The following is a 22,702-nucleotide window of genomic DNA, read 5'->3' as shown; positions in this document are numbered from 1 at the left end:
ACGGAGGCTTACATGACCACGACGTTCGACGAGCGCGAGCGGGCCGCAGAGCGCCGCTTCGTCCGGGAGGAGGAGGCGCGCTTCCACAGCCGCAATCGGCGAAACCGCCTCCTGGCCACCTGGGCCTGCGAGCGGATGAGGCTGACCGGACTGGCGGCGGAGGGCTACGTCACCTCCTTCACCGAGTGCGCCGTCGTGACCGACGACGAGACGCTGATTGCGAGGCTTCATTCGGACCTGAAGACGGCCGGCGTCGAGGCGACGGTCGCTCGCCTGCGCACGGAGATGAGCCGGTGCGCCGCGCGGGAACACGCAGAGCGGCGCGTCGGCGTTGCGCTGGATCAAGGCTCCTCCGTCTAGGCCGCGCAAGATCATCCAGCCAGTCACTCCAGCCGGGACGGGGGGATGAGCCATGAGGAGGAACGCCATGACCGACAAGGACCTGCGCCGCGACGTGCTCGACGAGCTCGACTTCGACCCCAGCCTCGACGCGGGCGACATCGGCGTCGCCGTCTCGGAAGGCGTGGTGACCCTCACCGGCCACGTCGGCAGCTACGCCGAGAAGGTCGAGGCCGAACGCGCGGTGCGCCGCGTCCGGGGCGTGCGCGCCATCGCGCAGGAGATCGAGGTCCGCTACGCTGACGAGAAGAAGATCGCCGACGACCAGATCGCCGCGCGGGCGCTCGCGATCATCGACTGGTCCGTGCACCTCCCGAAGCAGGCCATCCAGGTCAAGGTCGCCGGTGGCTGGGTCACGCTGACCGGCACCGTGGACTGGCAGTACCAGATGGCTGGCGCCGAGGCGGCGGTGCGTAAGCTGTCCGGCGTGCATGGGGTGACCAATCTCGTCGAGGTCAAGCCGCGGGTGCCGCCGACGGCGGTCAAGGACAAGATCCTGGAGGCGTTCAGGCGCAGCGTCATGTTCGAGGCGGACGGGATCAAGGTCACCGTCTCGGGCGACAAGGTCACGCTGGAGGGTGCCGTATCGGCGTGGGCGGAGCGCGACGCCGCCGAGCGCGCGGCCTGGTCGGTGCCGGGCGTCCGCGCCGTCGAGGACCGCATCGTCGCCCTGAGCTGAGGAGAGCCGCCATGCCCGTCGAGACGCACACGACCGACGCCGTCTCCCCGTCGCTTGCGCCGCGCCCGGAGGCGCCGGGCGCGCAGGCCGGGATGTTCCGCGTGACCCTGACGCTGGCGCGCTGCCCGGAGCATCCGGACGGCAGCGGTGGGCGCGGATACGAGATCGTGGCGCCGCTTGGGCCGGACGGCCGCCTCGACGCGGCGCTTTGGCGCGAAACCCGGGACCATTGCCGCGTGCGACGCTTCTGGATCGGCGAGCTCGACCGCCATGGCCGTCTCGTGCACCGCGCCGGCGGCGAGGGCGGGGCGACCTGGCTGATCGACTATGCGGACTGGACGAACGAGGACGACGAGCCCGGCTATCACCTCGGCACGCATGCCTTCGTCGAGGGCGAGTACGTCTCGATCCGCGATGCCGGCGACAAGACCTACCGCACCTTCCGGGTCGCTCACGTCTGCGGGGCGAGCGTGGAAGATCATGCATGACCTCGACGTCTTTCGCATAAGCGGTCCGAGCGAGGAGCGAATGGCTCAGGACCGAGAACGCTTCACGGCTGCGAAGCGATTGGCACACGCCGGCGAGATCTCGGCCGTGGATCGTCCAACACGCTGCCTTCGGATGACGACCTCGAAGACCTGACGGCCATGATCCGAACAACGTTCCCGATACTCGCCGCGGTGATCGGCCTGTCCACGGCTCACGCGCAGGGGCCGGCACGTTCGCCGGACGCTGCCCCGACCTTCGTCGAGCCCACGAACGCCGCTCATCGGCACTGTTCGGGTTCATGCCTGAAGAACGGCGCGCTGCAGTGGTTCTGCCGACCCGACCAGACCTGCTCGCTCGAATGCGGGACCGCACCGCCGAAGAGGCGCTGCCACGACCCGCAGCGGTAGTCAGACGGCCTTGCCGACGAGGCTTCCGATTCCGGCCGTGACGGCCATGGCCAGCACACCCCAGAAGGTCACGCGCGCCGTGGCGCGGGCAATCGGTGCGCCGCCGGCCGAGGCGCCGAGTGCCCCGAGCATCGCCAGGAACACCAGCGACGCACCCGACACGGTGTAGACCGCGAGGTTGCCGGGCGAGAGCGCCGCCGTCACCAGTGGCAACGCCGCACCGGCCGAGAAGGTCGCCGCCGAGGTCAGTGCCGCCTGCACCGGGCGGGCCGTCGTGACTTCCGAGATGCCGAGCTCGTCCCGGGCGTGGGCGCCCAGCGCATCCTTGGCCATCAGTTGCTCGGCGACCTGCAGGGCGAGCGCATGGTCGAGGCCTCGGCCGACATAGATACGCGCCAGTTCCTCCCGCTCGGCGGTCGGGTCGTCGGCGAGCTCGCGCCGCTCGCGGGCGAGGTCGGCCTGCTCGGTGTCGCCCTGGGAGCTCACCGAGACGTACTCGCCGGCCGCCATCGACATCGCGCCCGCGACAAGGCCCGCGCTGCCGGCAACCAGGATCTCGCCGGTATTGGCTGCGGACGCGGCCACGCCCACGATCAGGCTGGCGGTAGAGACGAGGCCGTCGTTTGCGCCGAGAACGGCGGCGCGCAGCCAGCCGATGCGGTCGATCAGGTGCCGTTCCTGGTGGACGGGTCGCATGGTCGTCAGGATCTCCGGGGTAGCATGCGCAACAGGACCGCGTCGTGCCAGAGGTAGTGGTGCACGAGCGCGGCAACCGCGTGGAACAGCGCGACGGCCATCAGCATGTTGGCGGCGAGACCATGCCAGTGCGTCAGCGACCGCCGCCATTCCGGGTCGCCGACCTGCGGCAGACTGATCGGGCCGAGCGAGACGCCGCGCACGAAGGCGTTGGCGACGCCAAGGCCGACGATGACCAGCAGCAGGACGTACAGCGCGGCGTGAGTGGCTTTCGCCAGGCGGTGGAGCGGACCCGGGTCTTCCACCGGCAGGTTGCGGCCTCCGGCTCGCCGCCAGATGAGGAAGGCGACGACGAGGCCGGTGAGGACGAAGCCCAGGTCGAAATGGGCCGACCAGATGCCGGAGCGCAGCGTGCCCTTGGGGACGAGATCTTCGAGGAAGGTCCCGACCAGCCACAAGCCGAGGGCGAGCGTCGCGGTCAGCCAATGTAGTGAGATGGTACCGCCATCGTACCTAACGGCCTGGCGCATCGTGTCGTCAGGTCCCGCCATGTCCGAACTCCCACCTATGGCGGCGTTGCAGCCGGAGGATGCCGGGCATCGGCGGCATGACCCGCCTGGACGAGTGCTCGCCTGCCCTTGGCGCTGATGAACCACAGCCCTTCGGGGTCCCGGGTCGACAGCCTCGGGCGGATCAGCCCACGCTCCCGCAGCGAACGGACCGTGCGCATTTCCCAGGGCTTGGGGCAGAGAAGCGGCCCCTCGCGGTCGAGCCGGAGCAGCATGGCCCGCTGTCCAGGCGTGAGGGGAGGCGCAGCGGTCGTCCGGTCTTGCGTGTGCATCGCCTGTTTGGAACTAATATAAACTAGTGGGAGGTCAAGGGAGGTGTCCTGTTGAAAGGTGCGGGGCCGGATCCCGTCCGGCCGGGCGGGATGCGGGCTGGGGGACTCCCGGCCGTGCAGGGCGACCGGACTATCGTCGTTCAGGTCCCACCCTGGCCGAACCGCTCGCCTAGAGACGCGTCGTGCAACGCGCTCATCGCCGGCTCTAGAAGGGCTCAAGAAGTTCGGTCGTCGACGACGCGATCTCACGCTCCTCATCCGCGGGGACGATGCGAACCGTAACCGACGCACCGGCGGCTTCGATGCTCGATGCGCCGCAAGCGTTGGCGGTGGCATCGATGGCAACGCCGGCGAAGGCCAAGCCTCGACAAACCGCGGCCCGCACCTGCGCGGCGTGCTCGCCGATGCCGCCCGTGAAGACGAGGGTGTCGAGGCCTCCGAGCGCCGCGATGAGCGAGCCCGCTTCGCGCATGATGCGGTAAGTGAAAAGATCGATAGCCTCGCGCGCCTCCCATTCCCCGCTGGCTTCCAGGGTCCTAAGGTCGTCGCTGATGCCGGAGACGCCGAGAAGGCCTGACCGCTCGTTCAGGAGATCGGCTACCGCGTCGGGCGACAGGCCACGTTCCCGGATCAGGTACAGCACGAGGCCTGGGTCGACGGCGCCGCTGCGGGTGCCCATCATCAGCCCGTCGAGTGTCGTGAAGCCCATCGTCGTGGCGACACTGCGCCCGTCCTGGATCGAGCACAGGCTCGAACCGTGCCCGAGATGAGCGGCCAGGATCCGCCCTTTCGGGTAAGCCCGGGCGAGATGCGCGTAGGACAGCCCGTGGAAGCCGAAGCGTACGAGGCCCTCGTCAATGAGGGCGCGCGGCAGCGGGTAGAGTTGGGCCAGCCGATCCTGCGTCCTGTGGAAGGCCGTGTCGAAGCAGGCGACCTGCGGCAGGTCCGGCCAGGTCTCTCCGACCGCCCTGATGCAGGCGAGCGCCTGCGGCTGGTGCGCCGGTGCCAGCGGCACGAGACCCTCCAGCGCCAGCATGACGTCCGCATCGAGGCGGACCGGCGTCGCGTGGCGCGTGCCGCCATGGACGACGCGGTGCCCGGACGCGGTCGGCGCCGCGGGAAGTCGCGCGAACAGCCAGCGGGCGACGGTCGCATGGTCGCCCGCCGGCGGTCGTCCGCCGGCTGACGACTTGCCATCGACCGATAGCTTCGGGTCCGTCCCAATCTCGGCGACGTGGGCACGCCAGACCGGTTCGCTCGTACCCGGCCGGAACAGGGCGCAGCGCAGGCTGGACGAGCCGGCATTGAGGACGAGGATCATCGCCCCGCCTCAGGTGACGACCGCCGAACCGTCCACGGTACCGGCCCGACGGGGCTCGTCCGCCTCGGTCGGGCCGCACTGCATGATGTCGCCCTCGATCCGGCGGTCGTGGTCCTCGGTGGCGAACCGTTCCGGCCAAGTCCAATCCCGCACCTCCGGCAGGTCGTCGCCGGTCCGGCGGACGTGCTCGCGATGGGCGGCGAGCGCGTCCCGGAGCGCCTCCTCGGCGTGCCCGGCCCGGGCGCCCAGTCGCGGGACAGCCCGGATCGCGGCCTGGGCGAGATGATAGCGGTCAAGGCGGTTCAACACGCACATGTCGAAGGGCGTCGTCGTCGTGCCCTCCTCGATGAAGCCGTGGACGTGGAAGTTGACGTGGTTCGTCCGCTTGTAGGTCAGGCGGTGGATGAGCCACGGATAGCCGTGGTAGGCGAACACCACCGGTCGGTCGCGCGTGAACAGGCTGTCGAAGGTCGGGTCGTCGAGCCCGTGCGGGTGGGTTTCAGGCGCCGGCAGCGTCATCAGGTCGACCACGTTCACGACCCGGACCTTGAGTTCCGGGACGTTCCGGCGCAGCCAGTCCACCGCGGCGAGCGTTTCCATCGTCGGCACGTCGCCAGCGCAGGCCATCACCACGTCGGGCTCAGCCTCACCCTCATTGGAGGCCCAGTCCCAGATGTCGATGCCGGCCGCGCAGTGCGTGACGGCCTCCTCCATGGTCAGCCACTGGAGGGCCGGCTGCTTGCCGGCCACGACGACGTTGATGCGGTCGTAAGTGCGCAGGCAGTGGTCCATGACGCAGAGAAGGGTGTTCGCGTCCGGCGGCAAGTAGATCCGCGCCGTGTCCCCGCGCTTGTTCGCCACGAAATCGATGAAGCCGGGGTCCTGGTGGCTGAAGCCGTTGTGGTCCTGCCGCCAGACATGGGACGAGAGCAGGATGTTGAGGGACGGCACCGGGCGCCGCCATGGCAGGTCGCGGGAGGACTTCAGCCACTTGGCGTGCTGGTTCACCATCGAATCGACCACGTGCGCGAAGGCCTCGTAGGTCGCGAACAGGCCGTGCCGACCGGTCAGCACGTAGCCCTCTAGCCAGCCCTCGCAGAGGTGCTCGCTCAGCACCTCCATGACCCGCCCATCTCGGGCGAGGTGGTCGTCGCCCGGCAGGATCTCTTCCTGCCAGGCGCGGCCGGTCACGTCGAACACCGCGTCCAGCCGGTTCGAGGCGGTCTCGTCGGGACCCATGATCCGGAAGTTGCGGGCGTCCTTGTTCAGGGACAGTACCTCCCGCAGGTAGCCGCCGAGCGTGCGGGTGGCCTCGGCTCGGGAGCGGCCGGGTCCCGGCACGGGGACGGCGAAGACTCGCAGGTCCGGCAGCCGCAAGGACGCGCTCTTATGCGCGTTGGCGTGCGGGTTGGCCGAGATGCGCCGCGGCCCCTTCGGTGCCAGGGCGGCGAGTTCCGGTAAGAGCGAGCCATCCTCCGCGAACAGCTCCTCCGGCCGGTAGGAGCGCATCCAGGCTTCCAGGATCGCGCGGTGCTCCGGGTTTTCCCGCGTGGCCGCGACAGGAACCTGATGCGAGCGCCAGGTTCCCTCGACCGGCTTGCCGTCGACGGCCTTCGGTCCCGTCCAACCCTTGGGGCTGCGCAGCACGATCATCGGCCAGCGCGGTCGCCGGACCTCGCCGCAGTACGCGGAGTGCCGGATGGCTGCGATCTCGTCGAGGACCGCGTCAAGGGCCGTCGCCATGGCCTGATGCATGGCGGCCGGTTCGTCGCCCTCGACGAAGGTCGGCTCGTAGCCGTACCCGACGAGGAGGCTGCGAAGCTCGTCGGCGGGCAACCGGGCGAGGAGCGTCGGGTTGGCGATCTTATAGCCGTTGAGGTGCAGGATCGGCAGGACTGCGCCGTCGGTCGTCGGGTTCAGGAATTTGTTGGAGTGCCACGAGGCGGCGAGTGGCCCCGTCTCCGCCTCGCCGTCCCCGACCACGCAGGCGACAATCAGGCCGGGGTTGTCCAGGGCCGCGCCGAAAGCGTGCGCCAGGGAATAGCCGAGCTCGCCGCCCTCGTGGATGGAGCCGGGCAGCTCCGGCGAGGCGTGGCTCGGGATGCCCCCGGGAAACGAGAACTGCCTGAACAGGCGCTCCATCCCCTCCGCGTCTCGCGCAACGTCGGGGTAGACCTCGCTGTAGGTGCCCTCCAGGTAGGCGTTGGCGACGAGCCCGGGCGCGCCGTGACCTGGCCCCCAGACCGCGATCATGTCGAGTTTGCGCTGGCGGATGGCCCGGTTCAGGTGCGCGTAGATGAAGTTCAACCCTGGTGTGGTGCCCCAGTGGCCGAGGAGTCGCGGCTTGACGTGCTCCGGCCTGAGAGGCTCGCGCAGGAGCGGGTTGGCCATGAGGTAGATCTGGCCGACCGACAGGTAGTTCGCGGCCCGCCAGTAGGCGTCGATCCGCTGCAGGCTGTCGGGTCCCAGCGGCCCGGGCACGAATGCCAGGTCGTGAGCCTCGTCCGCACGGCCGCCGTCGCGGCGTTCCTCGTGGGTCTTCGTCGGCTCGCGCCTCGCGTCCATGTCGGCCTCCCGGTTGCGGATCCCGGGCGACCGTGCAGGCAGCCGAGGCCGGCGGCGTTGAGGTGGATCAAGGCGGCCCCCCGGCAGGTCGGCAGGATGCCTTCCGTCAGCAGGACGGGAGCGAACGATGGCCCTGGTGCTTCGAACCACCTTCATCACGACGGTACGCCGCGCGCGGGTGCCGGTCATGCTGGCACCGACGAACGACGCCGAACCCCGGGTCGTCACGGACGCGGCGCGCTACCGGTCCATCGGCAGCCTGCAGGCGCTGGCGCTCGCCGTCGCGGCCTCGGTGGCGACGCCGGCGCTACTTTGGCTGGCTCTCTGACAAGCCACGGCGAAACGAGGAGACCCGCGATGGACGACATCACCGTGCGTCGGCACGTGCTCGACGAGTTGGAATACGCCCCCATGGTCGACGCGGCGCAGATCGGCGTCGCAGTCGACGACGGCGTCGTGACGCTTACCGGCCACGTTCGGAACTACGCCGAGAAGGGCATCGCCGAGCGCGTCACGCTCCGGGTCCGCGGCGTGCGCGGCGTGGTGGAGCGGATCGAGGTCCGCTATCCGGAGACCCCGCTCATCGGCGACGAGGCCCTGGCCGAACGCTGCGCCCGGGTTCTGGAATGGGACGTGCAGATCCCGGAGCGTTCGGTCTCGCTCAAGGTCGAGAAGGGCTGCGTCACGCTCGAAGGATGCGTGCCGCACTACCACCAGAAGGCGGCGGTCGATAAGGCGCTGCGGCGGCTCGCCGGGGTCACCGACATCGTCAACCTCATCGCGGTGAAGCCTCCGGTCCAACCCACCGAGGTCAAGGACAGGATCCTCGCCGCGCTGAGGCGCAACGCCCGGGACCCCGACACCATCCGCGTCCACGTGGACGGGGACAAGGTGATCCTGGACGGATGCGTCGACGTCTGGAGCGAGCGCAAGCTCGCCGAGCGGGCTGCATGGTCGGCGCCTGGCGTTCGCGCCGTCGAGGACCGCCTGACGCTCGCATAAGGGGAGTGGCCGATGCTGGCGATGGTCCTGCAGGAGATCGGCGGTCCCCTCGTGCCGGAGGAGAGGCCGGACCCGATCCCCGGCCCCGGCGAGGTCCGCATCCGGGTCGAGGCCTGCGCCGTCTGCCGGACCGACCTCCACGTCATTGACGGTGAGCTTCCGCAGGCCGTCTACCCAATCGTGCCCGGCCACGAGGTCGTCGGCGTCGTCGAGGCTGTTGGCGAAGGCGTGACCGATCCGGCGCCCGGCACGCGGGTCGGCGTGCCCTGGCTCGGGTACGCCTGCGGCCACTGCCGCTACTGTAAGACCGACCGGGAGAATTTGTGCGATGCCCCCGGCTTCACCGGCTGCACCCGCGACGGCGGGTTCGCGACCCATCTCTTGGCCGAGGCCGCCTTCACCATCCCGCTCGAAACAAGCCTGGACCCGGTCGCGACAGCGCCGCTCCTCTGCGCCGGGCTGATCGGCTGGCGCACGCTACGGATGGCGGGAGACGCCGACACCGTGGGCCTGTATGGCTTCGGGGCGGCCGCGCACATCATCGCCCAGGTCTGCCGATGGCAGGGCCGCCGCGTGTTCGCGTTCACCCGGCCCGGCGACCGGAGAGCACAGGACTTCGCCCGCTCCCTTGGAGCGGAATGGGCCGGCGGGTCGGACGAGGCGCCGCCCGAGCCGCTGGACGCAGCCTTGATCTTCGCACCCGACGGCCGGCTGGTGCCGACCGCGCTCGCTGAGTTGCGCAAAGGCGGATGCGTGGTCTGTGGCGGCATCCACATGAGCGACATTCCGCGCTTCCCCTACGAGTTGCTGTGGGAGGAGCGGTCGGTGCTCTCGGTGGCGAACCTCACCCGCGCGGACGCGCGCGGCTTCTTCGAGATCGTGCCTCGCGCCGGCATCGTCACGCGCACGCGCCCATACCCACTGGCTCAAGCCAACAAGGCGGTCGCGGCGCATCGGTCCGGCACCTTGCAGGGTGCGGCCATTCTCGTGCCCTGAACCCGGTCGTCCGTTGCATTTGGACTGCCCATCGAGTGCCCTTGCGATGGATCAAGGTCGTCCCCGCGAACCGGGGCCAGGGTACCTCCAGCCCGCCGGCAGCCCGGCCACGGGAGGTGAACATGAAGATCTCCAACATCATGGTCTCGGTCGACCTCGGGGCCGCGGCGGCGGACCGGGTCCAACTGGCGGCCGGCCTCGCGGAGCGGTTCGGGTCCAAGCTGACCGGCGTCGCCGCACGCCCGGTCCTCGGACCCATGCCGGTCGGCGACATGCTTGAGGTCGAGCGTGTCTGGGCCCTTGAGGAACGCCTGACCGACGAGCAGCTCGCGGAGGCCAAAGCCCTTTTCGAGCGCGAGGCCGGGCTGGCGCCCAGGACGGGCTGGCACTCGGCACCCACCGATCCGTTGGCTTACCTTGGTGCGCATGCGCGCACCGCCGACCTCGTGGTCGTCGGCCGGCAGGGGCCCGCGGACGGTGATCCCGGTCCGATGGCGGCCTCCACCGGGGGCCTGCTGATGGAGGTGGGGCGTCCCGTGCTCGTTGTCCCGCCGGGCATCGAGCACCTCGCGATCAAGCGGGTCGTGGTGGCCTGGAAGGATACGCCCGAGGCACGCCGCGCCCTTCATGACGCTTTACCGTTCCTGGGACATCCCGAGCAGGTCTGCGTGGTGGCCGTGGGCCCGGACGCGCAGCACGTGGGCGCCGAGGGCGCGGCCGAGTACCTGTCCGGGCACGGGATCAAAGCCACGACCCACCTGCTGCGCAAGCCAGAGATCGGCGCCGCGGACGAGATCCTCCGGTTCGCCCGGCGCGAGGAGGCGGACCTGATCGTGATGGGCGCCTACGGGCATAGCCGCCTTCGCGAGTGGATCTTCGGCGGCGCCACCCGAGAGATCCTGCAGACGACCCCCGTCTGCTGCCTGATGAGCCACTGATGCGCGCGGCAACCACCATTCACGCGGGCGCTCTGGCGCTGCTGTCCATCCTTATCGGCACCGGTTCCGCTCAGGCCTGGGACCGACAAGTCAAGCAGGGCGAGACCCTCGCCAGGACCAATTGTGCCCGCTGCCATGCCGTCGGGCGTGTCGGGACGAGCCCGCTTCGTGAGGCACCCCCCTTCCGCGAGTTGCACACACGCTACCCGGTCGAGGACCTCGGCGAAGCCCTGGCCGAGGGCATCCGCACGGGACATCCGAGCATGCCGGAGTTCCGTTTCGATCCTGACCAAGCCGAAGCCCTTATCGCCTACCTGAAATCGCTGGAACGCTGAGGGAGAGCCCCAATGTACCTCCGTTGCCTCCTCGTCCCCACCGCCCCCGGCATCGATGCCACCCGACGGCTGGACTCGGCCCTGCGCCTCGGGCGGCGCCTGCACGCGCACATCGGCGTCGCCTTCATGGCGCCGGACCCGGAGTATGTCATGGTCTCCATGGCCGGCATGGCCAGTCTGGCCAGCGTCATGCCGATGGACTGCGCGACCATCGAGGCCATCGAGCGGGGCGTGCGCGAGGCCGCGACCGAGGGCAAGGCGGCCCTGGAAGCCTGGTGCGGACGCGAGGGCGTGCCGCTGGTCGACAAGGCCGAGCGCCTGGACGCCACCTTCGCGACCTGGACGGAGCTGTCGGGCGAGGTCGAGCCGCTCCTGACGCTGGCCGGGCGAGTGAACGACCTGGTCATCGTCGACCGACCCGATCCGGCGCGGTCCTTCACCGGGCGGGCGCTCGACACGGCCCTGTTCTCGGTCGGACGACCGACGCTGATGGTTGGCGAGGTGGTCCCGTACGACCTTCTCGACCACGTCGTGATCGCCTGGAACGGCAGTCTCGAAGCGGCACGCCTGATCGGGCAATCCATCACGCTGCTGCACGAGGCCGCCCGCGTCACGATCGTGCATGCGAGGACGGAACGCTTCGAGGAGACGCGGGCCGCGGACCTGTGCGCCTACCTGCGCTGGCACGGCATCGTGGCCGAGGCCGTCACCCTGCCGGTCGGGGACGGGACCTCGGTCGGCGCGGCCATCCTGGACGAGGCCGGGCGCCGGAACGCCTCCATGCTGGCGATGGGTGCCTACACCCACAGCCGCGTGCGCGAGTTCCTGCTCGGTGGCGTCACCCGGCATGTGGTCGAGAACACGCGCATCCCGGTACTCATGGCCCACTGACGTATCGCGCTTGCAGGACGGCCTTGCCGGGGTTGTCCCGTCCCGAGACCTTGGCGGCCCCGCTCTCAACGCCTCGGGTCGTGGCAGTGCATGCGAGGAGGCGCCGTGCCGCAATCCAGGCTGCAAGTCTGGTGGGGCTTGCAGAACCACTGCAGGGCCCCGCTTCTCAGGCAGGACCCCGCGCAATGCCGATGGGGCGCGTTTGCAGGCTCGACGAACGTCCCTTTCGCATCAGGCGAGCCGGCCGTCGGTCGCGCCTGAGTTGGCAACGCGCTTACCACGACCGCGGCGAGAACCAGGAGGGCTGCGCATGCCGTGGTGCTCCGCATGATGCCGGGCATCAATGGCTCATCAGGCAGCAGAGAGGGGCATAGGACAGCAACTCCCGAGTGACGCCGCCGAACGCCCACTCGCGGAGGCGCCCGTGCCCGTAGGCGCCCGCGACGATCAGGTCGGCCCCGTGCTCGGCGGCCGCTTCGACGAGTGCCTGGGAGGCCGAGGCACCCAGGGCATCGTGTCTGACGCGGATGGCTGAGACGCCGTGCGCCTGGAGGAGACGAAGGGTGTCTTGACCCTCGGAGCCGGCGCCATCATCGACGGAGACGACGAGCACTTCGGACGCCCGCTTCAGGAACGGCAGCGCGTCCAGCACCGCGCGGCGCGCCTCGCGGGTGTTCTTCCAGCCGACCACGACGCGCTTGGCGTCGAGATGGTCGATGCCCGGCGGCACCACCAGCACCGGGCGCCCGAGATGCATGACCGCGTCGGCCGGATCGACCGCTAACAGCGCGGGCCCGGGGTCCGTCCCTCGGCCGACCACCACGAGGTCGGCGGCCGCCGCCTGGGCGACCAGGAACGCCAGCGGGAAGTCGAGGTTGGAGCGCCACTCGACGCGACTGCGTCCGCCGGCGGCTTCCTCGAAGGCCTCGTGGGCCACCCGGAGGTCGTTCAGGACCACCCCCTGAATCGAGGGGATGCCGAACGATCCTCCCGGCGTCGGGCCGGCCGGAGCCCAGCTATAATCCGGCATCTCCGCCGCGACGCCGGTCAGGCGGGCGTGGAAGTCGTCGGCGAGGTGCGCGGCCAGGCGCACGCGGCTTCGTGCCCCGTCCGTCAGGTCCACGGCGACCATGATGCTCGCGTAGGTCATGGAACGTCTCCGGGTCGGCAGGCGATGGACTGGCTTCGGGCGGGCCTTGCGGCCTCGCCCACTCCCATGGTCTCAGCCAAGCGTGAGGTGGTCCTCGACGGCGCGCACGCCCGGGGCCGACCACGCGGCGGTCTCGGCGAGGCGTCGCTCGTGCCAGGCGTTGACCGTGCCCTCCAGGACGACCCTGGCATCCTTGACCGTCACCTTGATCGCGTCGGCCTCAAGTTCGGCGTTGCGTTTGAGTGCCGCCAGGATCTTCGCGCGAACGTCAGGCGCGCTCGCCTTCGGCGCCACCTCGATGGTGTTGATGATGCCGGTCACGCCGGCGAGCCGCTTGATCGACCGGTAGGCCTCTTCCTTCTGGTACTGCCAGTCGACCTTGCCGGAGAGCGTCACCCAGCCGGTCTGGACCTTCACCTGCACGGCATCCTTGGGCACCGTCGCGGACCAATCGAGCATCTGCACCGCGCGTTGCGCCAGGTCCTCGTCGCGCGGCGGGGTCTCGCCGGCGAAGCGCACCGTGATCTCCTCGACGACGCCGCGGACGCCGCGCACCTTCTGCGCGGCCTTCTCTGCGGCCACACGTTCCGCATAGTTGGCAACGTGACCGGTGAGGGTGACGATGCCCTTCTCCACGGCGACGCCGATGTGGGCGGCGTCGATGCTCGGATCGAAGTCGAGCTCGTCGATGACGTTCTGGCGGATCAGCTTGTCGCCCATCTCGGTCTCCATGGTTATGCCCAGGCCATGCCTGGCCGATGCCGACGCTAGGCCCGGCAGGCGGTCGGGCATTGATCCAGCGCAACGGGCTCGCCCGCCGCGATCCGGCCGAACATCGGACAGGGCCGGGGGCAGTTCGGGACCGCGCAGGTGGAAGCCACGGCGGAGACCATGTCCCGGGCATCGAACAGCCGGTCGAACAGGGGTACGTCGGCGAAGGCCTTCGGAACCTCGGCGTTCCCCGCGATGAGGGCGAAGGGGATGCCCCGGCGGCGCAGCGTGCAAGCCAGCGGGAAGCACGGACCCTCATTCAGGTCGACGCTGACCACGGCGAAGTCCGGCGGCGACCCGTCGAGGCTTGCGGTGGCGTCGCCGCTGGTGCCGAAGGGGCCGCTGACGGCGCACCCAGCGCCCGCCAGGACGTCCTCCAGCCACATGCCCGGCAGCGCCTGAGGCTCGGCGATGAGCACGACGGGGTGCCCCTCCCTTTCACTCGCCTGCATCGCTGGATCCCTATTTCCGGTTGCGATTTGAGCAGGATGGGCGGGTGAGGCCGGCTTGCGTTGCGCTAGATCAAGGGAAGCGCGGCCGTCGCCAGCATGGCGAGGACCGCGAGCAGCATGCAAACCGTGGCGGTCCAGCCGAGCAGCCTGAGCGGCCCGCGCACCGCGAACGCGCCCATGATGTCGTGGCGTGCCGCCGCCAGCATCATCACGGCCATCACGGGCGCCGCGATGACCCCGTTGACGACCGCGCTCCAATAGAGCGCCCGGATCGGGTCGACCGCGCCCAGGCTGATGGCCATGCCGACCAGCGTGGCAATCGCCACCGTCCCGTAGAAGGCGCGCGCCTCCAGGATGCGCCGGCCGAAGCCCACCGGCCAGCGTCGGGCCTCCCCGACCGCGTAGGCCGCGGAGCCCGCGAGAACCGGTACCGCCAGCAGCCCAGTGCCGATGATGCCGAGTGCGAACACCGTCGCGGAGAATGGGCCGGCCAGCGGCCGCAAAGCCTCCGCAGCCTGGGCGGAAGTCTGGATGTCGGTGATGCCGTTCGGGAGCAGCACCGCGGCGGTGGTGACCATGATGGCGAGTGCCGCGAGGTTGGAGAAGGTCATGCCCAAGAGCGTGTCGACCTCGATCCTGTGCAGGGCGCTCCGGCCCTGCTCCGGTGCGTGCAGGAGGTCGCGACGCTGGGGGAAGGCGTGCAGGTCCTCGGCCTCCTCGGCCGCCTGCCAGAAGAATAGGTACGGGCTGATCGTAGTCCCGAACAGCGCTACCAGCGTGGTCAGGCCGCCGCCGCTGAGGTCGATGCGCGGCACGGCGAGCGCCACGCCGAGGTCCCACCAGGAGACCCGGGCGAAGATCACCACCCCGAGATAGGCGAACAGGCTAAGCGTCAGCCACTTCAGCACCGCGACATAGCGGGCGTATTGCAGCACGAGCTGCATGTAGACGCAGATGCCGGAGAACAGCGCGACGTAGAGCCAGCGCGGGCCCGGCAGCAGCAGGGCGAGGGCGTCCGCCATGGCGCCGAGATCGGCCCCGAGGTTCAGGACGTTGGTGGCCAACAGGAGGAGGACGACGGCCTGGAGCAGGCCATTCGGATAGTGCTCGCGCAGCACGCCGGCGATGCCGTGGCCGGTGGTGCGCCCGATCCGGGCTGAGACCATCTGCACCGCCGCCATGAGCGGCAAGGTGTAGAGCATGGTCCAGCACAGGCCGTAGCCAAGCTGGGCCCCCGCCTGACTGTAGGTGGCGATGCCGCTGGGGTCGTCGTCGGAGGCTCCGGTGATCAAACCGGGCCCGAGCACCCCCAGTAGACGCGGCTTTGCCGGGCCTACTATGGGGCTCTGCACCTCCGGGTCGTCCACCTCTTCGGGCGTGGCGACGGACGGCGTGCTCATGCCGCCGACTTCGTTGGCCCGTTCGCCGTCTCTGCCTGGATCGAGCGCGCCACCTTCAGGGCTGCGGCCAAGTCATCCCGGTCCGTGCCGTAGCGCCGCCATAGGCCGTCCAGCCATTCCGGACGTCCGCCATTGACGTCCGGGATGTCCGCGTACGGAACGTGGTACATGCCGTCGAGTGCCTCGATGCCGTAGCCGGTGACGGCCCATTGCCGCCCCTGCCAATGCACGGGTTCGGTGAGTCCGTGGTTCATCCCTTCCTCCTCAGGCGACCTAACCGTCGAGCTCGGCGACCTCGCAGGTGTCGGCCCGCATGCGCCAGTCGACGATCCCGGCCGCTTGACAGAACAGCGCCTGGGCCGCGCAGGCGGCGGCACCCTCCGTGCGAGCGGAGACGACGGTCTGCCGCTGCAGGGCGCGGTGGTCGTGGCCGCTGTCGTCGGGCACGACCTTGTGGAAGGTGACGAGGTACTGGCGCATGGAGCGCCTCCGATAGGAATGTTGCCGATTGCGATCTTGCGTTGACCGTGGACGCCTCCGAGGCCGGCGGCCTTGATCCAGCGCAAGGATGTCGGCGCGATCAGCCGCCCGGTGCCGGCGGGAATAGGTGTTCCCGGCTCGGTCCCGAGACCAAGGCCGGCCTGGGCGGCCCGATGGGCATGCGCCTTCCCGTGCAGCGGCCAGTAGCGCTCCATGGCAAGGTAGGTGAACGAGGCCGACCAGCCGATCAGGAGCAGCCCGTTGAGAGCCTCGACCCCGGCGAGCAGCCGGGTGTGGGAGGTCGGGAAGTGGTCGCCGAAGCCGAGGGAAGTGTAGGCCACCACTGAGAAGTACAGGCAGTCCTCGAAGGACGTCACCGGCGCGCCCGCGAAGGCGCCGATGCCGAGCCGGAGCACGAGCAAGCAGTAGGCGCCGGCGTAGATCCAGACCGCAATGGTGTGCCCGACGAAGGTCATCAGGACCACGGCCAGGATGCGCACGCGCGGCGGCACCGGCAGCTCGGCGAGGTGCTCGGAGGTCAGCCGCAGCGTCTCGTAGAGTACCAGGATCGTGGTCGTGACGAGGACGACGCTGGCCGTCATGGCGAGGAGCATGGCGCTTGCCCCGGGTGAGCGTGGCGGCCCGAGCCTGCCCGGCGGGGCGAGCGCGTCCTTGGCGTAGCGCTAGTCGGCAGGCGTCGGGGCGCCTTTGACCGAGATCAACGCGGTCCTCCACGGAACGGCATCTCCTCTCCGAAAGGCCACGAACCGGGCGCCGGGATGCGGGAGGTCACCATGGCCGACGTGCACGTTGCCGAGGAGCTTTGGTCCACGGGCATGCTGCCCGAGGGCATCCTGGAGCGGTGGTTCGTGGCGGACGGAGCGCGTGTGCGGGCCGGCGAGGCCGTGGCCGCCGTGCGCATCGGCGAGGCCCTGCACGACATCGCCTCGCCCGCCGAGGGCCTACTGATGGTTCTCGCACCCGTCAACGAGGTCGTCGACCCCGGCTGCATCATCGCCGAGGTCCACGCCTGACATCCCGGAGGCAGATCATGGCCCGCGACATCACGGCCAACCGCTCGCAGACGACTTGGCGAACGGACGAAATCCTGCTCGGCGGCCTGCAATACGCGGCAGGAGTTGCGCTGGTCATGATGGCGTGGGTGATGGTCTTCACCGATCATGCCCGCGCGGCCGGGTCCGCGCTCCTGCCGGGCTTGCTCATCGTCACGCTCTACGGCGCCAACCAGATCCGCTTCCGGGCGGTGCTCGAAAGGGCGGTGCTGATCGTCGGGGCCTGGACGCTCGTCGCGCCCTGGGCGCTCGGGTTCGCCGCGAACGACGGCGCGACCTGGGCACACGTCGCGCTCGGTGGCGTGGCCATCGCGACCGCGGTGGCATTGCTGCGGATCGCGAGGCGGCCATGACGTTCCCGCCGCCCGTCGTCCGCGCCGCCGTTCTGGCCGTCGTTCTGGCGACTTGCACAGCAGTTTGGGCCGCCGGTGCCGAGGAGGACCACCGTGTCCGGGGCTGGACCATCGCCGCGCAGCTCTGCAGCGAGTGCCACGTCATCGGCCGCGCCTCGCAGCCGGGCGTGTTCGCCGGCCCGGCCTTCCTCCGGGTCGCCCACATGCCTTCGACGACCGGACCGGCGCTCTCGGTCTTCCTTCAGAGCCACCACCGGAGGATGCCGAGCCTGCGGCTGGACCGGGACGAGATGGATGCGGTCATCGACTACATCCTCAGCCTCAGGGCCCAAAAGGCGGCGACGCCTCCGGGCATCACCTCGGAGGATTGAGTGTGACGCTGCCGCATCCCGTGCTCCTGGCCGACATCGGCGGCACCTACGCCCGCTTCTCCGTCCTTCCGGAGCCGGGAGGACCTCCAGGCCCGATCCGGAAGGTGCCGACGGCCGGCTTCCCCAGCCCGGTCGACGCAATCCGGGCCTTCCTCGACCGACAGGACGCGGTCCGCCCGCGCTCGGCCTTCCTCGCAGTCGCGGGTCGTATCGCCCACGGGATCACGCGCATGACCAACGCGCCGTGGCGGTTCGACCCTGGCGAAATCGGCGTCGCGTTCGGCCTGGAAGCCGTGCGGCTGGTCAACGACTACGTGCCGCTCGCCGCAGCCGTGATGGTGCTCGACGCGGAGGACCAGGCCGACCTGGCACGGCTCGGGCCTGCGGTCGAAGGGATCGGGCCGCGACTCGTTCTGGGGCCGGGCACCGGCCTGGGCGCGGCCGCTCTGATCCCCGCGGGCGACCGCCACGTGATCCAGACGACCGAGGCCGGTCACATCGGGTTCGGCCCCTGCGAGCCCGATGACGGGCTGCCGTGGTCGGCCCTGATGGCGACCGAGGGCAGGCTCACGGCCGAGACCCTGCTGTCGGGTCCGGGGCTCGTCAGGCTCGTACGGGTCATCGCAGCGGCACGCGGGGCGGCCGCAGGCTGGAACTCGCCTCCCGATGTCCTCGACGGGGCGAAATCAGACCCCATCGCCCGGGAGGCGGTCCATCAGTTCGCACGCCTCCTCGGACGATTCGCGGGCGACATGGCGCTCGTGTTCTCCGCCTCGGGCGGCGTCTTCCTGGCCGGCGGGCTCGCGCCGCGCATCGTCGAGGACTTGCGGGGCGAAGCGTTCGGTGCCGCCTTCGAGGACAAGCACCCGTTCCGCGAGGCCATGCGCGCCATCCCGCGCTTCCTAATCACGCGTCCGGAGCCGGCCATCGATGGCCTGGCCGCGATCCTCGCCCATGAGGACCGGTTCCTGTTTCCCGGCCAGGACTGGCGGCCTTGAGGCAGATCAACGCCGCTCCCTCGGGGAGCCCGCAACGTGGCTTCCGGGGATTGCGGTTCTTGGGAGGTCACCATGTCCTACGCCAGCATCATGGTCGCGGTCGATGACGGGCGCCACGCACCGGCACGGGTGCAACTCGCCGCGGAACTGGCGCACCGGCTCGGCGCGCGCCTCGTCGGCGCCGCCGCCTGCATGCCGGACTACCCTCGGGGCTACGGCGAGACCGCCGTGCCGATGGGCATGGTCATCGAGGAGATCCGACAGGCGGCGCTGGACCGGCTCGCGGGCGTCGAGCAGGTCTTCCGCCATGCCTCCTGCCTGAACGACCGGGTCGAGTGGCGCTCGGACCTCGCGTCCCCGGTGCCGTTCCTTGAGGGGCAGTCGCGCGCCGCCGACCTCGTCGTCGTCGGCCGCTACGCGGATGACGAGGGCGTGACGGTCGGCATGGCCGTCGACGCCGGCGACGTTTTGATGGGACTGGGGAAGCCCGTCCTCGTGGTGCCGGCCGGCGTCGAGCACGTGACGGCCAGGCGCGTGCTCGTCGGCTGGAAGAACACCGCTCAGACACGCCGAGCGGTGTCGGACGCTCTGCCACTGCTCAGGCGGGCCGAGGCGGTGCAGGTGTTCCGCGTTTCGGACGGCGAAGACCGCACCGAGGTCGAGGACGTGGTCCGGTACCTGGCGCTGCACGACGTCGACGCGACGGCGCATCTGGCCAAGCCCTCGGGTTGGACCGTCGCCGACGACGTCCGGAGGGCGGCACGTGACTTCGATGCCGACCTCATCGTGACGGGCGCATACGGCTACAGTCGCCTGCGCGAGTGGTTCTTCGGCGGGGTTACGCGGGATCTGCTGGAGCAGGCGTCCGTCTGCTGCCTGCTGTCCCACTGATCCTCGTTATCAAGCTTCGGCGGCGAGACGGCTAGCGCTTGCCCAGGACCTTGTCGGCCTTCGCGTTGACCTTCTTCCTGTCCGCCGCGGAGAGGTTGCCTGCCTTCTCCTGCTGGGCGGCGCGTGCCTTGGCGTTCCGGGCATGCGTCTTGTCATCGACAGGGTACTTCCGGTCCTCGGGAAGTGCGAACTTGCTATTGGACAGATCCTCGCGGTCCTCAGTCTTTAGCTTCGACATCACGGCCTCCCGGATTTTGGAAAGGGAAACGCGCGGCGGGGGGGGCGTGGTGCCCGAGGTTCGAGGGCCGGAGATCGCGTGGGTCCATAAAATCGCGCGGGAAGGCATCTTCGCTCAATGCATTGCTTGATGTGGACGGTCCCGGTGTTGCCCCATCAGTGCGTCCGGGTGATCACTCTCTCTAGCTCTGGAGATCCTTCATCGTGAAACGCATGGCCCTGCACCCGTCCCATTGATCCTGGAGTACCGCGTGGCGTGTCGAGCCTCAGGGTGACATTCCCGAGCTAAAAAGTCTTGAAAAGCGGGAGCAGAGGCTTGCGATTCTTAGTCTTTGGCACGCAGAGCCCGTTGGGGCGATCGAACGATGCGAAGCTACCGAAAAGACTGAAACCTTGATGTCCGCTTCGGAGACGATGTTTTCCATCCTTGGATGGCCGAGTCGGGCGCATTACCGCCATAGCAACGGCATAGGGTACGTCTGCTTTCGGGAACAGCATGATCACGCGACGACGACTGCGTTGGGTCGCATGCGGAATGTCCGCACATGCCCGCGTCTCTAGAGCCGCGGTTCGGGTGTCTCCTTCTCTTGTCGGCATGGGCCGGCGAGGAGACAGAAGATGGGACACTCTGCACACGATCCAGCCACGAAAGGGCGACCGGCCTGGAACACCGGCCGCAAGCTCGGCGCCAAGCGAGCCCTCAAACCTCAGCAGGTGTGGGCAATACGGTTCTGGCTCGACCGCGAACGGCGCGTTCGCGACCGGGCAATGTTCGACCTCGCCATCGACAGCAAACTGCGCGGCTGCGACATCGTCAAGCTCAAGATCGGCGACCTCGTCAGCGGGGGTCGCGTCCGTAGCCGGGCAATCGTCATCCAGCGCAAGACCGGTCGGCCGGTGCAATTCGAACTTCTCGAACCTGCCCGCACCAGCATCCTGGCATGGCTTGAGGCCAGAGGCGGAACACTCGACGACTTTGCCTTCCCCAGCAGGCTCGAAGGTGTCACGCACATCAGCACCCGGCAGTATGCACGCCTCGTCGATGAGTGGGTCACAGGCATCGGGCTGCGCAGCGAGGACTATGGCACCCACTCCCTCGCCGCACGAAGGCGTCGTTGATCTACAAGCGGACCGGCAACCTGCGGGCGGTTCAGATCCTGCTCGGCCATACCAAGATCGAGAGCACAGTCAGGTACCTCGGCGTCGACGTCGAGGATGCTCTGACACTGGCCGAAGGAACTGAGATTTGAGCGTTCGGCCCCTCGGCTTCTGCGTCGAGGGGCTCCGAGACCAGCCCAGCAGCAATGCGCCCATTGCAGTCATTCAGCCAACTCCGTCAGTATCTCGATAGCGGACGTGGCGGCGGCGACCGATGCAGACATGGATCGCATCATTGGCCAACATCGCGTTCAACGCGATCGAACGACAGCCCGGCATTCACGACAGACAGATCAACCCGTGCACGCGAACACGGTCAGAAACTCCGATCAGCGGGCCGGACGATCGGGGCGATCCGCGGCGCGACGGATTGTCGAGCGCGCGGCCTCGATCGCCACCGTGGCGGCGCCAAGCAGGCGCGGCTCCGTCGGTCTGTTGAGGGCGTGACGGGCGATGCTGGCCGCGAGGTCGTCGACCTCACCCGCGAGGGCGTCCAGACGATCCCGGTCGGTCTCCCCACGGACTGCCGAGCGGAGGGCAAGCAGCCGCGTCGTCGCCACCTCGATCCGCTGTCGACGGATGCGCCCGAGACGCTGACGCAGCCAAGCGAGGGTCGAGCAGATGCCGCCGCCCAGGATGGCCACGAGATAGATCCAGCTCTCGTAGCGCTCGATGAACGTCTCCTGCTCGCGCTCATAGTAGTCGATGGCGCCCGGGTGAATCGGCAGGCGGGCGGTGGTGGCGTCCGCCGTGTCCTCATAGGCCGGATAGGTAAGGGCCTCGGCTGCCGGTACGGTCTCGGCCAGCGCCGCGCGCATCTCGAACAGGTGCTGCGTCACCTCGGCGGCGAGGCTGCGCGACAGGCTGGCGCGCGCCATCAACCGGTACGACGAGCCCACGGTCGTGACGTCCTCGGCCGGCAGGCGGGGGTTGCCACCGAACAGCCCGGCCGGCACCGTGGCCGACTGGAGGCGCGGCCAGCGCGCCAGCACCGCGGCGGTGTCGGGCACACCCACCAATACGACCGCGCCGTCCGCGCTCGCCGCCCGGACGAAGCCGACCAGGCGCCGCGCTGCCGGAAGCGTGGGCGTCATCACCAGCGCCAGCGCGTCGATGCGTCCGTTGCCGAACGCGGACGTCACCTCCGCTTCCTCGAGCGGAACGAGGAGTACGGCCCGCGGCGGGACGGCGCCGTTCGGGGCGTCGGTGAGCAGGTCCAGCCCGTCACGGGCCATCAGATCGCGCAGGAGCATCCTGTCCGCGTCCCGGCTCGCCAGCATCCCCAGGCGCTTGCCCGCCAGGTCCGGGATGCTGCCGATGCCCGACTGGGCCGGCGCCGCCGCGAAGGCCGCGAGCTCCCGCAGGATCGCGAGGGTCAATCCGTTCCCGGGCATCGCGACGTCCGGTCGGACCACCGCCAGATCCGCTTTGCCGGTCCTGAGCGCCTCCGCGCTTTCGCGCACGCCGGGGAAGTCCAGGATCCTGAGTTGAACCCCGGTTTTCCGGCGGGCGAGTTCGGCCGCGTAGGCCCGCAGCAGCTCCGGCTCGGTGCCACCGTTCGGGGCCACCGCGAGGGTCAGGACCGTGGCGCGGGTGAACTGCAACCCCGCCGCCGCGGTGACGATGAGCACGAGCACCAGGCCGAGGGTGAGCCATGCCTCTCGACCGACCGGGAAAGTCGCTTTGCGCATGCCTGATCCCGACCCTCAGCCGCTCGATCCGTCCATTGCACGCCGCCGGGCAAGCGGCTCCGGATCGCGATGACGGTTCATCCTGATCGACCGTCGTCCCGGCGCGTGCCCGGGTAAC

Annotated in this window: 29 protein-coding genes and 2 pseudogenes; 16 read left to right on the top strand and 15 right to left on the bottom strand. The window is 69.6% G+C overall.

The features are described 5' to 3' along the window. Positions 1-12: 12 nt before the first annotated feature. The 4 genes from H288_RS0125815 to H288_RS36080 all read left to right on the top strand — a co-directional run bounded on the left by H288_RS0125815 (position 13) and on the right by H288_RS36080 (position 1,974). On the top strand, positions 13-360 hold the full coding sequence (locus H288_RS0125815; protein ID WP_026605298.1) for a DUF1476 domain-containing protein: 348 nt from the start codon (positions 13-15) through the stop codon (positions 358-360). 67 nt (positions 361-427) lie between these two features. Continuing rightward, positions 428-1,078 (top strand): BON domain-containing protein, encoded by a 651-nt coding sequence (locus H288_RS0125810; RefSeq protein WP_020095468.1) that lies wholly within the window; start codon positions 428-430, stop codon positions 1,076-1,078. Positions 1,079-1,089: 11 nt separating this feature from the next. Then, entirely contained in the window at positions 1,090-1,566 is a 477-nt protein-coding gene (locus H288_RS0125805; protein ID WP_020095467.1) for a hypothetical protein, read from the top strand. A gap of 159 nt (positions 1,567-1,725) precedes the next feature. Further along, positions 1,726-1,974 (top strand): hypothetical protein, encoded by a 249-nt coding sequence (locus H288_RS36080; RefSeq protein WP_081636543.1) that lies wholly within the window; start codon positions 1,726-1,728, stop codon positions 1,972-1,974. Here the strand turns inward: H288_RS36080 and H288_RS0125800 are convergent, their stop codons facing one another. From H288_RS0125800 to H288_RS0125785, 5 genes are all read right to left on the bottom strand, one after another. Then, a complete protein-coding gene (locus H288_RS0125800; RefSeq protein WP_020095466.1) occupies positions 1,975-2,670 on the bottom strand; it encodes a VIT family protein in 696 nt (231 codons plus the stop codon). It lies immediately after the preceding gene. A gap of 5 nt (positions 2,671-2,675) precedes the next feature. After that, positions 2,676-3,221 carry a cytochrome b/b6 domain-containing protein gene (locus H288_RS0125795; RefSeq protein WP_026605297.1) on the bottom strand — a complete coding sequence of 182 codons (546 nt, stop codon included), beginning with the start codon at positions 3,219-3,221 and terminating at the stop codon, positions 2,676-2,678. Between the two features lie 14 nt (positions 3,222-3,235). Further along, positions 3,236-3,454 (bottom strand): hypothetical protein, encoded by a 219-nt coding sequence (locus H288_RS34255; RefSeq protein WP_081636542.1) that lies wholly within the window; start codon positions 3,452-3,454, stop codon positions 3,236-3,238. Positions 3,455-3,716: 262 nt separating this feature from the next. Next, on the bottom strand, positions 3,717-4,832 hold the full coding sequence (locus H288_RS0125790) for an acetate/propionate family kinase (RefSeq protein ID WP_020095464.1): 1,116 nt from the start codon (positions 4,830-4,832) through the stop codon (positions 3,717-3,719). A 9-nt stretch (positions 4,833-4,841) separates the two neighbouring features. Beyond that, positions 4,842-7,397: a phosphoketolase family protein gene (locus H288_RS0125785; protein WP_020095463.1), complete on the bottom strand. Its 2,556-nt coding sequence runs from the start codon at positions 7,395-7,397 to the stop codon at positions 4,842-4,844. Positions 7,398-7,524: 127 nt separating this feature from the next. On the opposite strand from H288_RS0125785, the gene H288_RS0125780 reads away from it, so the two are divergent. The 6 genes from H288_RS0125780 (at position 7,525) to H288_RS0125755 (ending at position 11,559) form a co-directional block, all read left to right on the top strand. Then, entirely contained in the window at positions 7,525-7,725 is a 201-nt protein-coding gene (locus H288_RS0125780) for a hypothetical protein (RefSeq protein ID WP_020095462.1), read from the top strand. Positions 7,726-7,754: 29 nt separating this feature from the next. Beyond that, the gene (locus H288_RS0125775) at positions 7,755-8,399 is read left to right on the top strand and encodes a BON domain-containing protein (RefSeq protein WP_020095461.1); all 645 of its coding nucleotides are present in this window, start codon (positions 7,755-7,757) and stop codon (positions 8,397-8,399) included. Positions 8,400-8,411: 12 nt separating this feature from the next. Further along, positions 8,412-9,395, top strand: a complete 984-nt coding sequence (locus tag H288_RS0125770; protein WP_020095460.1) for a zinc-dependent alcohol dehydrogenase family protein — start codon at positions 8,412-8,414, stop codon at positions 9,393-9,395. Between the two features lie 122 nt (positions 9,396-9,517). Continuing rightward, complete coding sequence (locus H288_RS0125765; protein WP_020095459.1) at positions 9,518-10,333, top strand: universal stress protein; 816 nt, start codon at positions 9,518-9,520, stop codon at positions 10,331-10,333. Then, the gene (locus tag H288_RS0125760) at positions 10,333-10,668 is read left to right on the top strand and encodes a cytochrome c (RefSeq protein ID WP_020095458.1); all 336 of its coding nucleotides are present in this window, start codon (positions 10,333-10,335) and stop codon (positions 10,666-10,668) included. The genes H288_RS0125765 and H288_RS0125760 overlap by 1 nt, the downstream gene beginning before the upstream one ends. A gap of 12 nt (positions 10,669-10,680) precedes the next feature. Continuing rightward, a complete protein-coding gene (locus H288_RS0125755; RefSeq protein ID WP_020095457.1) occupies positions 10,681-11,559 on the top strand; it encodes a universal stress protein in 879 nt (292 codons plus the stop codon). Between the two features lie 65 nt (positions 11,560-11,624). Here H288_RS0125755 and H288_RS36075 read toward each other — a convergent pair whose 3' ends face one another. The 8 genes and pseudogenes from H288_RS36075 to H288_RS36060 form a co-directional block, all read right to left on the bottom strand. After that, entirely contained in the window at positions 11,625-11,888 is a 264-nt protein-coding gene (locus tag H288_RS36075; RefSeq protein ID WP_106735953.1) for a hypothetical protein, read from the bottom strand. A gap of 11 nt (positions 11,889-11,899) precedes the next feature. Beyond that, positions 11,900-12,709 carry a universal stress protein gene (locus H288_RS0125750; protein WP_020095456.1) on the bottom strand — a complete coding sequence of 270 codons (810 nt, stop codon included), beginning with the start codon at positions 12,707-12,709 and terminating at the stop codon, positions 11,900-11,902. A 72-nt stretch (positions 12,710-12,781) separates the two neighbouring features. Beyond that, the gene (locus tag H288_RS0125745) at positions 12,782-13,429 is read right to left on the bottom strand and encodes a BON domain-containing protein (protein WP_020095455.1); all 648 of its coding nucleotides are present in this window, start codon (positions 13,427-13,429) and stop codon (positions 12,782-12,784) included. Between the two features lie 47 nt (positions 13,430-13,476). Beyond that, a complete protein-coding gene (locus H288_RS0125740; RefSeq protein WP_020095454.1) occupies positions 13,477-13,932 on the bottom strand; it encodes a hypothetical protein in 456 nt (151 codons plus the stop codon). 65 nt (positions 13,933-13,997) lie between these two features. Continuing rightward, positions 13,998-15,332, bottom strand: a complete 1,335-nt coding sequence (locus tag H288_RS0125735; RefSeq protein ID WP_026605296.1) for a divalent metal cation transporter — start codon at positions 15,330-15,332, stop codon at positions 13,998-14,000. Then, positions 15,329-15,586 carry a hypothetical protein gene (locus H288_RS36070; protein ID WP_245274576.1) on the bottom strand — a complete coding sequence of 86 codons (258 nt, stop codon included), beginning with the start codon at positions 15,584-15,586 and terminating at the stop codon, positions 15,329-15,331. The genes H288_RS0125735 and H288_RS36070 overlap by 4 nt, the downstream gene beginning before the upstream one ends. 19 nt (positions 15,587-15,605) lie before the next feature. After that, positions 15,606-15,812, bottom strand: coding sequence for a hypothetical protein (locus tag H288_RS36065; RefSeq protein WP_244603184.1), 207 nt, complete (start codon positions 15,810-15,812; stop codon positions 15,606-15,608). A 290-nt stretch (positions 15,813-16,102) separates the two neighbouring features. Then, positions 16,103-16,288, bottom strand: a pseudogene (locus tag H288_RS36060) (ion channel); the annotation flags it as partial. 303 nt (positions 16,289-16,591) lie between these two features. On the opposite strand from H288_RS36060, the gene H288_RS0125725 reads away from it, so the two are divergent. From H288_RS0125725 to H288_RS0125705, 5 genes are all read left to right on the top strand, one after another. Continuing rightward, the gene (locus tag H288_RS0125725; RefSeq protein ID WP_020095451.1) at positions 16,592-16,846 is read left to right on the top strand and encodes a biotin/lipoyl-containing protein; all 255 of its coding nucleotides are present in this window, start codon (positions 16,592-16,594) and stop codon (positions 16,844-16,846) included. Positions 16,847-16,863: 17 nt separating this feature from the next. Then, positions 16,864-17,238: an SPW repeat protein gene (locus H288_RS0125720; protein ID WP_020095450.1), complete on the top strand. Its 375-nt coding sequence runs from the start codon at positions 16,864-16,866 to the stop codon at positions 17,236-17,238. Beyond that, positions 17,235-17,609 (top strand): hypothetical protein, encoded by a 375-nt coding sequence (locus H288_RS0125715; RefSeq protein ID WP_020095449.1) that lies wholly within the window; start codon positions 17,235-17,237, stop codon positions 17,607-17,609. Before H288_RS0125720 ends, H288_RS0125715 begins: the two co-directional genes overlap by 4 nt. A 2-nt stretch (positions 17,610-17,611) precedes the next feature. Next, a complete protein-coding gene (locus H288_RS0125710; RefSeq protein WP_020095448.1) occupies positions 17,612-18,607 on the top strand; it encodes a glucokinase in 996 nt (331 codons plus the stop codon). Positions 18,608-18,679: 72 nt separating this feature from the next. Next, positions 18,680-19,498: a universal stress protein gene (locus H288_RS0125705; protein WP_020095447.1), complete on the top strand. Its 819-nt coding sequence runs from the start codon at positions 18,680-18,682 to the stop codon at positions 19,496-19,498. A gap of 31 nt (positions 19,499-19,529) precedes the next feature. Here the strand turns inward: H288_RS0125705 and H288_RS0125700 are convergent, their stop codons facing one another. Then, the gene (locus H288_RS0125700; protein WP_020095446.1) at positions 19,530-19,736 is read right to left on the bottom strand and encodes a DUF6582 domain-containing protein; all 207 of its coding nucleotides are present in this window, start codon (positions 19,734-19,736) and stop codon (positions 19,530-19,532) included. A 617-nt stretch (positions 19,737-20,353) separates the two neighbouring features. Between H288_RS0125700 and H288_RS0125695 the strand changes: the two are divergent. Beyond that, a pseudogene (locus tag H288_RS0125695) lies at positions 20,354-20,985 on the top strand (tyrosine-type recombinase/integrase). A gap of 237 nt (positions 20,986-21,222) precedes the next feature. Here H288_RS0125695 and H288_RS0125685 read toward each other — a convergent pair. Next, positions 21,223-22,584, bottom strand: a complete 1,362-nt coding sequence (locus tag H288_RS0125685) for a TAXI family TRAP transporter solute-binding subunit (RefSeq protein ID WP_020095444.1) — start codon at positions 22,582-22,584, stop codon at positions 21,223-21,225. Positions 22,585-22,702 lie beyond the last annotated feature (118 nt).

The sequence above is a fragment of the Methylobacterium sp. 285MFTsu5.1 genome, from assembly GCF_000383455.1.
Taxonomy (GTDB): Bacteria; Pseudomonadota; Alphaproteobacteria; order Rhizobiales; family Beijerinckiaceae; genus Methylobacterium.
This window is presented reverse-complemented; position numbering and strand designations above follow the sequence as displayed.